The following is a 13,394-nucleotide window of genomic DNA, read 5'->3' as shown; positions in this document are numbered from 1 at the left end:
GGGAAGGTAGTTATGCGTCAGTTCAGCAGCGACTCCGCCGAGTCCTCGGCGATCGGGGTCGTCGACGTCGCCCGGTGGGAGCAGTACGGGCTCGACGGCAGGATGCCCTTCCAGGCCATGTGGTACACGATCCCGCCGGGCGGCAGCGGGCCCCGCGACGGCCACCCCGAGCTGGAGCTGTCCATCGTGGTCTCCGGCGTCGCGACCGTGGAGACCGCCGACCAGGTCGCCGACGTCGCGGTCGGGTCAGCCTTCCTCCTCGACAGCGGGGAGGGGCACGTGATCCACAACCGGTCGACGGACGTCGCGCTGGTCGTGTTCAGCGCCTACTGGATGCCCCTCGCGACCCGGGAGCAGGCGCTGTGACCGGCGTTGGCGTGACGGTCATCGTCATCCCGCAGCCCACGGTCAACGGGCCGCTGCACATCGGGCACCTGTCCGGGCCGTACCTGGCCGCGGACATCGCCTCGCGGGCGGCCAGGGCCCGGGGCGAGCGGGTGCTGACCCTCGCCGGCGTCGACGTGCACCCGAACTACGTGCTCACCAAGGCCGAACTCCAGGGGGTCGACGTCGAGGAGATGGTCACCCGGTACCGGGGGCAGATCATGGCGGCCTTCGACGGCGCCCGGATCGGCTATGACGCCTTCCTCGACCCACAGGCCCCCCACTATCGGCGCGCGATCGCCCGGATCCTCCGCGAACTGGTCGAGAACGGCACGGTGCCGATGCGCGAGTACACCCTGCTGCGGTGCACCGACTGCGAGCGCACCCTGCACCACTCCTACGTCGTGGGCACCTGCCCGGTGTGCGCGACCGGCGCGAACGGCACCTCCTGTGAGGGCTGCGGCGGGTTCACCTCCGCGCAGACCCTGCTCGATCCGAGCTGCGCGCGCTGCGGGGGAGCGCCCCGGCCGTTCGTCGCCACCATCCCGGTGCTGCCCCTGGAGGACTACCGCGACCGGCTGACCACCGAGTGGCTGCGCGCGGAGTGGCCGATGCGGATGCGCACCGTGCTGGAGCAGTACCGGCATGCGCCGCTGCCCGACATTCCGCTGGCGTACCCGACGAACTGGGGGATCGAGTGCGACGGCCCCCTCGAGGGGCTCCGGGTCGACTTCCCCTCCGAGCTCGGGTTCTCCTACCTCTACGGCCCGGCGCACGCGCTGCGCCCAGAGGCCGCCGGCCTGGCCGAGTGGGTCGGGGCCTGGGAGGAGGTGGAGGGCGTCTGGCACTTCAACGGCATGGACAACACCTTCTACTTCGCCATCCTGTACCCGGCGATCCTGGCCGCCGCCGGCGTGCCCACCGCCAAGGCCTGCGGGGCGGTGGTCAACGAGCTGTACCTGCTGGAGGGCAAGAAGTTCTCCACCAGCCGCAATCACGCGCTGTGGGCGGAGGAGTTCCTGGCGGCGGAGGACCCGGAGCTGGTCCGGCTGTTCCTGTCCTGGGACCGGCCCGACCGCTACGAGACCGACTTCACCCACGAGGCGTACCGGGCGTTCTGCGCGTGGGTCCGCCCGCTGCTGTCCACCGCCGGTTCGGGCGCGACGCCCCCGGGCGCGGACGGTGCGCTGCCCGCCGCACTGGCCGCCGCCGAGGTGGAACGGGCCGAGCGGGCTCTGCACCTCAACGGCTTCGACGCCGCCCTGGCCGTGCGGGCGCTGCTCGGCGCGTTGGGGGCCGGCGTCGGCGTGGACTCGGTCGCGATGGCCGCGCTGACCGGCCGGGGCGCACTGCCCCGGGGCGAAGGGTAGGCGGACGTGCGGGTGCGGATCATCGGAGGCGGCCTGGCCGGCGCGCTGCTGGCCTGGCGGCTCGCCCGGCTGGCCCCCGGCTGGCGACTGGAGGTGCTGACCGGGCCCGCCGGCCGCACCGACGCGACCGCCGCGTCGGGCGGCGCTGTCCGGGCCTACGAGACCGACCCGGGACAGCGGTCCCTCGCCCTCGACAGCCTCGTCGAACTCCTCGGCAGCGAGACCCTGCGCCGGTGGGCGGACTTTCGGCCGACCCGCGCGACCTACCTCGTCGCGGACCGGGCAGGGTTGGACGACGCGGTCGCCGAGATCGAGTACGCGCTGCCCGGGTCCGCCCGGGTGCTCGACGCCGCGGCGCTGGGCTGGGCCGGGCTGGACCCGGCAGCGGTGGCGGTCGTGGAGCACCGGGCGGGGCAGATCGCCCCCGGCCGGCTGCGCGAGGAGGTCCTGGCCGACAGCGGCGCGCGGTGTTCGGAGTCCACATTGGACCATATGCCGGCCGACGCCGACCTGACCGTGGTCGCCGCCGGGGCCTGGACCGGGGCCCTGCTGCGCGCCAGCGGCCTGCCGGCGGACGGCTACCGCACCAAGTCGATCCAGTACGCCGTGCACCCGGTCGAGGGCCGGCGACCCGGTCAGTTCGTGGACGCGACCACCGGCCTGTACGGCCGTCCGGACGGCGCGTACGGGCTGCTCCTGGGCCTGCCCACCGACCTGTGGGACGTCGACCCCGACCGGCCGCCGACCACACCGGCGCTGGCCGACCGGGCCCGGCGCCTGGCGGGGGACCGGTTCCCCGGCCTGCGGATCGGCCCGGCCCGACTGCGGGTCGGCTCGGCCGACGGCTACTGCGACACACCGGGCCTGGCCCTGCGCCCGGTGGGTCCGCCGGATCGCGGGGTGTTCACGTTCTCCGGCGGAGCGGGCGGCTCCGCGAAGACCGCGTTGGCTGCCAGCCGGCGCGCGGCGGCCCGGCTCGTCGAACTGGGCCGGGCCGCCGAACCCACTCCCGTCGAACGCAGGTGAGGTCAACGATGATCCACGACGAAACACACCAGACCCAAGTGCCGCGCTTCCACACGGTGGGCGTCGGCGCCGGGCCGGCGAACCTCAGCCTGGCGGCCCTGTTCGGGTCGGCCACCGCCGAGTCGATCGCGCTGTTCGACCGGCAACCGGGACCGGGCTGGCACAACACGCTGCTGCACTCCGGGGTGCGGATGCAGACCTCCTGGCTCAAGGACCTGGTGTCGATGGTCGACCCGCGCCACGAGCTGACGTTCCTCAACTACCTGGTCACGACCGGCCGGATGTTCGCGCTGCTCAACGCGCAGTTCGACGTGATGCCCCGGATGGAGTACGTCCGGTACCTGACCTGGGCTGCCCGGCGGATCCCGAACATCCACTACGGCGTGACCGTCGACAGCATCTCCCTCGGCAAGCAGGGCTTCACCCTGCACTCCGACGGCCGCGAACTCGCGCACGCCGAGCACCTGGTGCTCGGCCTCGGCAGCCGGCCGGTGATCCCCGACGGGTTCGCGGGGCTGCCGCACGAGCGGGGCTTCATCGCCGACGACCTCACCGGCCGGCTCGACGCGATGCGCGCCGACCGGGACGCGCCGGTCGCGGTGGTCGGCGGCGGCCAGACCGGGATCGAGGCCGTGATGCGGCTGGTCGGCCAGGGGTTCACCAGGATCCTGTGGTTCGGCAGGCGGCTGTGGATGGAGACCATCGACGACTCGCCGTGCGCCAACGACGTGTACCGGCCGGCGCACATCGAGTCCCTGCAGAAACTGTCCCCGGAGACCCGGCGCAGTGTGATCAAACGGCTCGACCCGACCGGGGACGCGCTCACCCCGGGGGCGATGCGCGCGCTCTATCAGGCCAACTACGACGGCCTGCTGGACCTCGGCAGGTACCCGGTGACGCTGATGCCGGGCAGGGACGTCACGTCGGCGGTGCTGGAGGGGGCCGACGTCGTCCTGCGCTGCCGCACGGCCGAACACGAGGAGGAACACCGGGTCCGGTACGTCGTGATCGCCACCGGCCGGGAGAACACGCCGATCCCGTTCGACGACGACCTGCGCGAGCGGGTCGACTGGGGCGAGGACGGCGAGGTGATCGTCGAGTCGGACTTCTCCGTGCGGTGGAAGGGCATGAACGGCCACCAGATCTACGCCCTGAACCGGGCCCGGCTGAGCATGGGCCTCACCGACGCGAACCTGACGCTGCTGCCGGTGCGGGCGGCGATCGTGCTGAACTCGATGTTCAAGCGGGAGGTCTTCGCGGTCGCCGACGAACTCTGCCCGGTCGACTGGGGCTGAGCGGCGTGTACGACAACCGCAGGTTCCGGCCGGTGGACGCGGTGCCCGGCAGCTCCGTCGGGCACTACCACCAGGACGGCGACCTGGTGTGGGCCGAGTTCTCCGGCACCGCCGTCCGGGCCGGCCGGGTCGTCGCCACGTGCGGCCCGGACGGGGTCCTCGACGCCGCCTACTGCTACGTCACCGCAGCCGGCGACACCGTGTCCGGCACCTTCGTCGGCACCCCCACCCTGCTCGACGACGGCCGGATCCGGCTCACCGAGGCGTGGAGCCGCACGGACGGCTCGTCGGGCGTCTCCGAGATCGAGGAGTTCGGCACATGACCCTGTTGGTGATCGGCACCGGGGGCCGCGAGTACCGCGAGTACCTGCTGGCCTCGATCGGCTCCCGGTACCGGGTGCACCTGCTCCTCGGCGAGGAACCCACGTGGGAGCGCGCGCACATCGCCGGCTGGACCGTCCTGGACAGCCCCGGCGAGACGGTCGACGCCGCGGAGATGGTCGCCGCCGCGCGGGCGGTCGCCGGACCGGTGCGCGGCGTGCTCAGCTGGGACGAGGCCCGGGTGTTGCAGACCGCGAAGGTCGCCCATGCCCTGGGCCTGCCCGGCGGCGACCCCGACGTCGCGATGCGGTGCCGCGACAAACACCTCACCCGGGTGGCGCTGCGGGCGGCCGGCGTGCCCCAGCCCGCGTCCGTGCTGGTCCACGGGCTGAAGGAGGCGCTGGAGGCCGCCGAGGCGATCGGCTACCCGGTGGTCCTCAAGCCCCGGGCCCTCGCGGCCAGCCTCGGCGTCGTCCTCGCGCGCACCCCGCACGACCTCGCCGACCGGTTCGGGTTCGCCCGCGACACCACGGTGCCCGGAGCCTGGACGTACGAGACGGTGCTGGTCGAGGAGTACGCGACCGGGGCCGAGGTGAGCGTCGACGCCGCGGTGCACGGCGGGCACGTGTCGCCGCTGTTCCTGGCCCGCAAGGACATCGGCTACCCGCCCTACTTCGAGGAGGTCGGGCACCTCGTCGACGCCGGCGACCCGCTGCTGACCGATCCGGGGATCCTGCGGATCGTCGCCGACACGCACGCCGCGCTCGGCGTCACCGACGCCATGACGCACACCGAGCTGCGCCTCACCCCGACCGGCCCGAAGGTGATCGAGGTCAACGGCCGGCTCGGCGGGGACCTGATCCCGTACCTGGGGCTGCGGGCCACCGGGATCGACCCCGGGCTGGCCGCCGCGGCCGTCGCCTGCGGCCTGCCGCCGGAGGTGACGGCCGACCGGCGGCTCGTCGGGGCGGTGCGGTTCCGGTACCCGGACAAGGACGACACGACCATCGACGGCATCGACATCGACACCACGGCCCTGCCCGCCGACGTCGACCGGATCACGGCCCTCGCCGGGCCCGGCGACGTGGTGTCCCCGCCGCCGGCCGGCACCCTGTGGGGCCGCATCGCGCTGGCCACCGCCGTGTCCGGCACCGTCGCCGGGTGCGCGGCGGCCCTGGACGCGGCCGAGGCCGCCCTGACCGTGAGAGTGAGGTAGCCGTGGACAGGTGCGCGGTGGTGGTCGACCCGCTGGGGACGGGCCAGGAGTATCCGGCGGCGTTCGCCGACGCCGGCGTGGCCACGGTCGCGGTGCTCAGCACCCCCGAACCCATTCCGCTGTACGCGGACTCCTGGCACCCGGAGAACTTCGCAGCCGTCCACGTGTTCGACGGCGACCTCGCCGCCCTGGCCGGGACCCTGCGGGGGTATGACCCCCTGTGCCTGATCGCCGGCTCCGAGACCGGGGTCGAACTCGCCGACGCGCTCGTCGAACGCGTGCTGCCCGGCACCGGTCACGTCCCGGAGCTGGCCGCCGCCCGCCGCGACAAATGGGCGATGGCCACGGCCGCCGACGCCGCCGGCCTGCCGCACCTGCGCCAACTGTGCAGCGCCGACCCGGCGGAGATCGACCGGTGGCTGAAGGCCACCGGCCTGGACCGGGTCCGACTCGTCGTCAAACCGCCCAAGAGCGCCGCCACCGACAACGTGCACTTCGTCGACGCCGGCGCGGACTGGCGGGGCTTCTTCGACCAGATCTACGGGCACACCAACGAGTTCGGGCTGCGCAACGACGCCGTGCTCGTCCAGGAGTACGCCGAGGGGCCGGAGTTCCTCGTCGACAGCTACTCCGTCGACGGCGCGCACGGCCTCGTCGACGTGTGCCGCTACACCAAGGTGCGGCGCGGGGACCGGATCGGGGTCTACGACCTCGTGGACTTCCTGGCGCCCGGGGACGCGGACGTGGCGGCCGTGTGGCCGTACACGAAGCGGGTGCTCGACGCGGTCGGGATCCGCAACGGTTGCTGCCACACGGAGGTGATCCTCACCGCCGACGGCCCCCGGCTGCTGGAGGTCGGCGCCCGGCCCGCCGGCGGCGGCCACCAGATGATCTCGAGGATGGCGACGGGCACCAACCACATCCTGCGCACCGTCGACCACCGGGTGCGCGGCGCGTTTAGCCCCACCTACGACCTCGTACGGCACGTGTGCAGCGTGGTGATCTCCGCGCCGCACGCCGGCACGTGGCGCAACGGCGACCTGTTCGACGGCGTCACCGGCCTGTCGACCCACGCGCTGCACCACTTCTACTTCGGCGGCGGCGACCTGCTGCCCGCCCCCGCCGGCCTGTCCAGCATGGTCGGCTGGGTCGTGCTGGCCTCCGCCGACCGCGCGGCCCTCGACGCCGACTACCACCGGATCAAGGACCTCGAACGCCGGATGGAGGTGGAGCGGGGCCCACACCCCTCATGAGGGGCCCCGCCCCGGCTCAGGCCTCGTGGAACGTGCACCCCAGGGTCGCCCCGGCCGCGACGTTGACGATGCCGTCCTCCAGATCCGTGGTGCCGCGCACGAACGCCCCGGCGTAGCCCTGGCTGGAGGTGAACACGCCCCAGTTGAGCAACCGCCGCTCCAGGCCGTCGGCGGTCGGGAACAGCTCCGGCACGCCCCGGATCCGACGCTGGAGCACGTGGTGGCCGGTCATCGCCCCGTCGAGGTGCGCCAGCCACTCCCCGGCGTCGGTCTCCCAACCGGGCACGACGCCCAGCCCGCCGTGCAGCAGCGTCGGCTTGAGGATCAGGTTCTCCCGCTCCGCGACGGCGTACCCGCGCAGGTCCACCCGGGCGCCGTCGACCGTCACGTCGCCGTCCCGGACGACCTGGGTCCACGGCAGCAGCCGGTCGAGGCTGGCCCGCTGGGCTGGGCTGAAGTGGTGCCGGTTGGCCTCGTCGGCGACCATGGCAAGGGCGGCCTTGTTGCCGTACAACTCTGCGTCCATCGGGGCGAAGATCCGCACCTCGCCGCGCTCCACGGCCCGCAGCACCGGTTCGACGAGCCCGGGACCGGCCGGGTCGAGCAGGTCCTCGATCAGGAACAGCCGGTAGACCACGTCCACCGGGCGGCCGCGCAACCAGACCCGGCCGTCGTGGAACTCCAGCATGCCCAGGTGGCACGGCACCACGTCCACCCCGAACGGAGCCATCACCGCGGCGCTCGCCTTCAGCCGCTCCTCCAGGCCGTCGAAGCTCGCCGGCCAGTCCACGGCGGCCACGAGGGGCCGCTGCCCGGCCGGCACGTCGCTCTCGACCAGCAGCGTGCGCACCAGCTCCTCGATGGTGTCGACGTACGCCAGGCCGTGCTCGGCGACGAACTCCGCGAAGAACGGGTGGGTGAGGAACGTCGGGTTGACCATCGCGTTGTCCAGCCCGCCCAGGGCGCTGCCCAGGTTCAGCTCCATCAGCCGGAAGTGCTCGCCGTCGTGGTAGATGTCGGCGCGCCCCATCCGGGTCGGGGCCGGCCCCCGGCCGCGCAACACCGCGGTGACCTGGTCGGGGTTCATGCCGGCGGCGCGGGCGAACGCGCCGATGTCGCCGCCGAACAGCCGGTGGGGGAGCGCGTAGAGCGCGTCCTGGAGGTTGCGCAGGTCCTCGTCGAGGCGGGCGACCTCGGCCCTGTCCAGGAACGCCGGGCGGGGCAGGGTCCTGCCCCGGTAGCTGGTCGCCTCCAGGTCGAGGTGCCGCTGGGTGGCGTCGGTGAGCTCGGCCGGGCCGACGCCCCTGCGGGCGACCTCCGCGAGGTAGTGCCCGGTGATCGCGTTGCGGGTCATGGCGTCTGGGTCCTCTCGTCGAGCGGGGCGTCGGCGGGCGTGCCGTGCGCCGGGTCGGGCGGATCCGTCGGGCCCGGGGCGCGCATCCCGAACCAGCCGGCCGCGATCCCGCCGAGGGTGGCCGCCGCGTACCACCACCACACGCCGGCGTGCACCCGCTCCCACAGGGCGAGTCCGACGACCGGGCCGATGGCCGAGCCGACCCCGAAGACGGCGGAGGCCGCGCCGATGTAGCGGCCCCGGTGCCGTTCGGGGCTGGCCACGGCCGAGTACGCGAACATGGTCGGCCCGGCGACGACCTCCGCGAGGGACCAGACCAGGGTGCCGAGCACGAACGCCGCGGCCCCGATCGGCAGCGTGTAGCAGGCCAGGCCGCCGCCGAGCAGCACGAACCCGACCGCCACCGTGATCCGCATCGGCCAGGTCTGCACGACCTTGGTGACCAGCAGCTCGCAGGTGATCACGATGAAGCCGTTGAGGGCGAGCATGGCGCTGAACCACGCGGTGCTCAGCCCCTGCGACCGCATCGCCACCGGCAGCGCGCTGAGGTACTGGGTGTACACGGCGGCGTTGGTGAGCAGCGCGAGAAGGAACAGCACGTACCGGCCGTCGCGGAGCACGACGAGGTAGCTCCCCTCGGCGGCTGTCGCCGGGGCGCCGGTGGCCGTCGCCCCGCGCCGGGGGAGCGCGATCCCGGCGATCACGGCGAACGCCAGGCACGCGACGGCCTCGGCCCAGAACAGCAGGTCGTAGCTGACCGCGACGAGGGCCGCGCCGATCAGCGGGGCCGCGGTGGTGCTGAGGTTGTAGGCCAGCCGGTACATCGCGAAGATCATCACCTGGCGGTGCGCCGGGGTGAGCTCCGACAGCAGGCTCTTGGCGGCCGGCCGGTAGGTGGCGGTCATCGCGCCGACCAGGGCCACGGCCGCGAGCATCGCCGGGTAGCTGTGCAGGTAGAGCACGGCCAGGACCATGCCGGCGGTACCGGCCATGCTGACCAGGATCGTGCGGCGCGGGCCGAGCCGGTCGGACAGTTCGCCGCCGACGAGGGAGCCGGCGACGGAGCCGACGGAGTACACCCCGAGGGCGACGCCGGCCTGCACCGTGGTGAAGCCCCGGAACGTCAGGAACAGCACCAGGAAGATCTGGACGAACGCTCCCAGCCGGTTGACCAGGATGCCGACCAGCAGGGCCTTCGCCGCCAGCGGGGACTGCCGCCAGGTGACGAGGATGCCAGCGTCCGCGGAACCGCTCATCGTCGGACCTCCCGGTCTGGGCTGACGGCCGGGTGGCCGCTCGCCCGGTGGGTGCTACTGGTGCAGGGTCAGCTTGAGCAGTTGTCCGGCGCCCCCGGCGGACATCGTCCTGTTGGTCACGTACACGACGTCTCCGAGCCCGACGGCCAGGCCGCGCGGCGCGTTGAGTCCGACGGCGACGACAGCGATCTCCGTCGCGGAACCAGCCGCGGCCGCCGGGCCGGTGGGGAGCACGGCGGTGGTGAGGAGCACCGCCAAGGCGGTCAACCGGACACGTCGCTGTGTTCGTCGCACGCGAGTTCCTCCAACGCTAGGCGTCCTTAAAGGACACACACTAAACGCGGGAAGGTGTCGGGGATCACATCCAAGGGGATGAGTGCTTTTGGCCATTCGGCTATTTACATGAAGCGATTGTGCCAGGTGGCGATCCGGATCTGCCGAACCGTAGAAACTTCTCCCGGAGTGGACATAGGCTCGGCGTGATCACTGTTCGCGTTCCACCCCGGGGAGGCCCGTTGCGTACGGGAGTTTGGCTGATCGGCGCGCGGGGCTCGGTCGCGGTCACCAGCATGGTCGGCGCGCTGGCGGTGCGCGCCTCCCTCGCCGCCCCGCTGGGCTGCGTCACGGAGCTGCCCGAGTTGCGGTCGGCCGCCGTGCCGACCCTGGGCGACCTCGTCTTCGGCGGCCACGACATGTCCACCGTCGGCCTCGTGAAGAAGGCCCGCGACCTGGCCGCCTCCGGCGTCCTGCCCGGGGCCCTGGTCGAGGCGGTCGCCGCGGAACTGGACATGATCGAGGTCGAGGTCCTGCCGGCCCCCGGCGGTGGCGTCCCCTGCGAAGGCTCCCCGGACGGCCGCGTCCAGGCAGACACCGCCGCGCGGATCGTGTCCGACCTGCGCGCCTTCCGCGACCGGCACGACCTGGCCCGGATCGTGGTCGTCAACGTGTCCTCCACCGAGCCCGTCGCGACCCCCCACCCCGCGCACGCCGACCTCGCCGCGCTCCGCGCCGCCCTCGACCTGCCCGGGGCGGTGCTGCCGGCCAGCGCGCTGTACGCGTACGCGGCACTGTCGGCCGGCTGCCCCTTCGTGGACTTCACCCCCTCCACCGGCGCGCGCCTGCCCGCGCTGGCCGAACTGGCCGCCGAGGCCCGGCTGCCCCACGCCGGCAGCGACGGCAAGACGGGCGAGACGCTGCTCAAGTCCGTGCTCGCCCCGATGTTCGCGCTGCGGCACCTGCGGGTGACCTCCTGGTCGGGGATCAACCTGCTCGGCGGGGGAGACGGCGCGACCCTGGCCGACCCGGCCGCCAACGCCGCCAAGACCGCCAGCAAGCACCGCGTCCTCGGCGAGACCCTCGGCTACCAGCCCGAAGGCCACACCCGCATCGACCACGTGCCCGAACTGGGCGACTTCAAGACCGCCTGGGACCTGGTCACCTTCCAGGGGTTCCTCGGCACGGCGATGCGGATGGAGTTCACCTGGCACGGCTGCGACTCGGCGCTCGCGGCCCCCCTCGTCCTGGACCTGGCCCGGCTGACCGCCGCCGCGCACGCCGCCGGCGTCGTCGGGCCGGTGCCGGAGCTGGCGTTCTTCTTCAAGGACCCGATCGGCGACGTCCCGCACGGCCTCGCCGAGCAGTGGACGCTCCTCGTCGAATTCGTCAGGGGGCTGTCCGATGCGACTGCGTGACCTCGTCGAACTCGTCCGGGCCCCCGCAGCGCTGTCAGTGCCGGGCGACGCCGTGGCCGGGGCCGCCGCCGCCGGCACCCTGGGCGGGCGCACCGCCGGCCTCGCCACGGCCTCCGTCTGCCTGTACTGGGCGGGGATGGCCGCCAACGACTGGGCCGACCGCGACCTCGACGCCGTCGAACGCCCCGAACGGCCCATCCCGTCCGGCCGGATCACCCCCGCCGCCGCGCTCGGGGTGGCCGGCGGCCTCACCGCCGCCGGCCTGGCCGTCGCCGCGCTGACCGGCGGCCGACGGGCCCTGGCCGTGGCCGTGCCGCTGGTCGGCGCCATCTGGGCGTATGACGTGGCCTGGAAGAACACCGACGCCGGACCGGCCGGCATGGCCCTGTGCCGGGGCCTGGACGTCCTGCTCGGCGCGAGCACCGGCAAGGTGTCCCGCGCGCTGTGGCCGGCGCTCGTGGTCGCCTCGCACACCTACACCGTGACCGCGCTGTCCCGCCGCGAGGTGCACGGCGCTGACCGGGACCTGCCGGCCCGCACCCTCGTCGCCACGGCCGCGATCGCCGCCGCGCCGGTCCTGGGCCGGCAACGCCGCCTGTCAGCCCTCCTCGGCGGCTGGTACGCGGCCCGCTACGGCGGCGCGCAACGCAGGGCGTTCGACGACCCGTCCGCCGCCAACGTGCGCGCCTCCGTCGGGGCGGGCATCACGGCGCTCCCGGCGTTGCAGGGCGCGCTGACCGCCTCGGCCGGCGCCCCGGTCACCGGCGCGGTCCTGGCGGCCGCCGCCCCGCTCGCCCGCGCCCTCGCCCGGAAGGTGTCCCCGACATGAGCCTGCGCTTCGGGTACGGCACGAACGGCTTCGCCAACCACCGCCTCGACGACGCGCTCGCCGTCATCGCCGACCTCGGCTACACCGGGGTGGCGCTGACGTTGGACCACGCGCACCTGGACCCGTATCAGCCCAAGGTGTTCGAACGCACGGCGGCCGTCGCCACGGCACTCGGCCGCCACGGCCTCGGCGTCGTGGTGGAGACCGGGGCGCGCTACCTGCTCGACCCGCGCCGCAAGCACGCGCCGACCCTCCTCGACGCCGACCGCCGCCGGCGGGTCGACTTCCTCCGCCGGGCCGTGGACATCGGCGCGGATCTAGGTGCGGAGGCCGTGTCCTTCTGGGCCGGCGTCCGCCCCGACGGCCTGGGACCGGCGGACGCCTGGGACCGGCTCGTCGCCGGCTGCGCCGAGATCGTCGCGCACGCCGACGCCACCGGGGTCGTCCTCGGCTTCGAACCCGAGCCGGGCATGCTCGTGGAGAACCTCGCCCAGTGGCATGCGCTGCGCGCCGACCTGGGCCGGCCCGCGGCCTTCGGGCTGACCCTCGACATCGGGCACTGCCGGTGCAACGAACCCGTACCGGTCGCCGACTGCGTCCGGGCGGTCGGTCCGTACCTGGTCAACGTGCAGATCGACGACATGCGCGCAGGCGTGCACGAGCACCTGGAGTTCGGCGCCGGGGAGATCGACTTCCCGCCGGTCCTCGCGGCACTGTCCGAGGTCGGCTACGCCGGCCTGGTCGCCGTCGAGCTGCCCCGGCACTCGCACGCGGCCCCGCAGGTCGCGGCCCGGTCCCTGGACTTCCTCCGCGCCGCCGAAGGGATCCTGGTGTGATCCCCGCGCCACCGGCCAGCCCGTGGCTCGACGCGGCCCTCGACCGGGTCGCCGTCGAGCCGGCGTCCATCGCGACCCTGTTCCCGGCGGTCGGCCGGCACGTCGGCCGCGACCCGCTCACCGAGGGCTGGCGCACCGACGACGCGGCCCGGGCCCTGCTGCTCACCGCCCTGCCGCCCCGCGCGGTGGTGGGCGAGGTCAGAGCCCTCTACCGCTACGGCGACGCCGACGAGAAACGCGCCGTCCTCCTCGCGTTGCCGGCACTGCTGGTCGGCGACCGGTGCGCCGACCTGCTCGGTGACGCCCTGCGCACCAACGACACCCGCCTGGTGGGCGCGGCCCTGGGCCCGTACGCGGCGCACCTGGAGGCCGCGGCCTGGCGGCACGGCGTCCTCAAGTGCGTGTTCATGGGCGTGCCCCTGTCGGTGGTGCACGACCTGACGGAACGCGCCGACGCCGAACTGGCCGAGATGCTCGGCGGGCTCGCCGACGAGCGCGCCGCCGCCGGCCGGTCCGTCCCCGACGACGCCCTCGCACTGCTGCACATCCTGAGGAGCCGGTAG

14 protein-coding genes are annotated in these 13,394 nt (G+C 73.9%); 11 read left to right on the top strand and 3 right to left on the bottom strand.

The window, feature by feature from the left end; all coding sequences use genetic code 11:
* Positions 1-12 precede the first annotated feature (12 nt).
* Genes IW245_RS08770 through IW245_RS08740 form a run of 7 tightly spaced genes read left to right on the top strand, consistent with a single transcriptional unit; the run spans position 13 to position 6,865 of the window.
* The gene (locus IW245_RS08770; protein ID WP_197002683.1) at positions 13-366 is read left to right on the top strand and encodes a cupin domain-containing protein; all 354 of its coding nucleotides are present in this window, start codon (positions 13-15) and stop codon (positions 364-366) included.
* Positions 363-1,754, top strand: a complete 1,392-nt coding sequence (locus IW245_RS08765; protein WP_197002682.1) for a class I tRNA ligase family protein — start codon at positions 363-365, stop codon at positions 1,752-1,754. The genes IW245_RS08770 and IW245_RS08765 overlap by 4 nt, the downstream gene beginning before the upstream one ends.
* Before the next feature lie 12 nt (positions 1,755-1,766).
* On the top strand, positions 1,767-2,780 hold the full coding sequence (locus tag IW245_RS08760; RefSeq protein ID WP_233472443.1) for an FAD-dependent oxidoreductase: 1,014 nt from the start codon (positions 1,767-1,769) through the stop codon (positions 2,778-2,780).
* An 8-nt stretch (positions 2,781-2,788) separates the two neighbouring features.
* Positions 2,789-4,075, top strand: a complete 1,287-nt coding sequence (locus tag IW245_RS08755; RefSeq protein WP_197002680.1) for a SidA/IucD/PvdA family monooxygenase — start codon at positions 2,789-2,791, stop codon at positions 4,073-4,075.
* 5 nt (positions 4,076-4,080) lie between these two features.
* Positions 4,081-4,398: an avidin-fold protein gene (locus IW245_RS08750; protein WP_233472444.1), complete on the top strand. Its 318-nt coding sequence runs from the start codon at positions 4,081-4,083 to the stop codon at positions 4,396-4,398.
* Entirely contained in the window at positions 4,395-5,612 is a 1,218-nt protein-coding gene (locus IW245_RS08745) for an ATP-grasp domain-containing protein (protein ID WP_197002679.1), read from the top strand. Before IW245_RS08750 ends, IW245_RS08745 begins: the two co-directional genes overlap by 4 nt.
* A 2-nt stretch (positions 5,613-5,614) precedes the next feature.
* Entirely contained in the window at positions 5,615-6,865 is a 1,251-nt protein-coding gene (locus tag IW245_RS08740) for an ATP-grasp domain-containing protein (protein WP_197002678.1), read from the top strand.
* A gap of 16 nt (positions 6,866-6,881) precedes the next feature.
* Here IW245_RS08740 and IW245_RS08735 read toward each other — a convergent pair whose 3' ends face one another.
* The 3 genes from IW245_RS08735 to IW245_RS08725 are packed head-to-tail and all read right to left on the bottom strand — an operon-like array spanning position 6,882 to position 9,742.
* Positions 6,882-8,219: a hypothetical protein gene (locus IW245_RS08735; protein WP_197002677.1), complete on the bottom strand. Its 1,338-nt coding sequence runs from the start codon at positions 8,217-8,219 to the stop codon at positions 6,882-6,884.
* Positions 8,216-9,475: an MFS transporter gene (locus tag IW245_RS08730; RefSeq protein WP_197002676.1), complete on the bottom strand. Its 1,260-nt coding sequence runs from the start codon at positions 9,473-9,475 to the stop codon at positions 8,216-8,218. Before IW245_RS08730 ends, IW245_RS08735 begins: the two co-directional genes overlap by 4 nt.
* Before the next feature lie 54 nt (positions 9,476-9,529).
* Positions 9,530-9,742 (bottom strand): hypothetical protein, encoded by a 213-nt coding sequence (locus IW245_RS08725; RefSeq protein WP_197002675.1) that lies wholly within the window; start codon positions 9,740-9,742, stop codon positions 9,530-9,532.
* 248 nt (positions 9,743-9,990) lie between these two features.
* Here IW245_RS08725 and IW245_RS08720 point away from each other — a divergent pair, with 248 nt between their 5' ends.
* The 4 genes from IW245_RS08720 to IW245_RS08705 are packed head-to-tail and all read left to right on the top strand — an operon-like array spanning position 9,991 to position 13,394.
* The gene (locus IW245_RS08720) at positions 9,991-11,166 is read left to right on the top strand and encodes an inositol-3-phosphate synthase (RefSeq protein ID WP_197002674.1); all 1,176 of its coding nucleotides are present in this window, start codon (positions 9,991-9,993) and stop codon (positions 11,164-11,166) included.
* Positions 11,153-11,995, top strand: a complete 843-nt coding sequence (locus tag IW245_RS08715; protein ID WP_197002673.1) for an SCO3242 family prenyltransferase — start codon at positions 11,153-11,155, stop codon at positions 11,993-11,995. The genes IW245_RS08720 and IW245_RS08715 overlap by 14 nt, the downstream gene beginning before the upstream one ends.
* Positions 11,992-12,831 carry a sugar phosphate isomerase/epimerase family protein gene (locus IW245_RS08710; protein WP_197002672.1) on the top strand — a complete coding sequence of 280 codons (840 nt, stop codon included), beginning with the start codon at positions 11,992-11,994 and terminating at the stop codon, positions 12,829-12,831. The genes IW245_RS08715 and IW245_RS08710 overlap by 4 nt, the downstream gene beginning before the upstream one ends.
* A complete protein-coding gene (locus IW245_RS08705; protein WP_197002671.1) occupies positions 12,828-13,394 on the top strand; it encodes an EboA domain-containing protein in 567 nt (188 codons plus the stop codon). The genes IW245_RS08710 and IW245_RS08705 overlap by 4 nt, the downstream gene beginning before the upstream one ends.

Origin of the sequence: Longispora fulva, assembly GCF_015751905.1 — a bacterium.
GTDB lineage: Bacteria > Actinomycetota > Actinomycetes > Mycobacteriales > Micromonosporaceae > Longispora > Longispora fulva.
This window is presented reverse-complemented; position numbering and strand designations above follow the sequence as displayed.

Bases quoted from the DNA above. Each gene is read 5' to 3' on its own strand.
- IW245_RS08755 (WP_197002680.1), top strand. From the start codon at position 2,789: ATGATCCACGACGAAACACACCAGACCCAAGTGCCGCGCTTCCACACG.
- IW245_RS08730 (WP_197002676.1), bottom strand. From the start codon at position 9,475: ATGAGCGGTTCCGCGGACGCTGGCATCCTCGTCACCTGGCGGCAGTCC.
- IW245_RS08735 (WP_197002677.1), bottom strand. From the start codon at position 8,219: ATGACCCGCAACGCGATCACCGGGCACTACCTCGCGGAGGTCGCCCGC.
- IW245_RS08745 (WP_197002679.1), top strand. From the start codon at position 4,395: ATGACCCTGTTGGTGATCGGCACCGGGGGCCGCGAGTACCGCGAGTAC.
- IW245_RS08770 (WP_197002683.1), top strand. From the start codon at position 13: ATGCGTCAGTTCAGCAGCGACTCCGCCGAGTCCTCGGCGATCGGGGTC.
- IW245_RS08710 (WP_197002672.1), top strand. From the start codon at position 11,992: ATGAGCCTGCGCTTCGGGTACGGCACGAACGGCTTCGCCAACCACCGC.
- IW245_RS08715 (WP_197002673.1), top strand. From the start codon at position 11,153: ATGCGACTGCGTGACCTCGTCGAACTCGTCCGGGCCCCCGCAGCGCTG.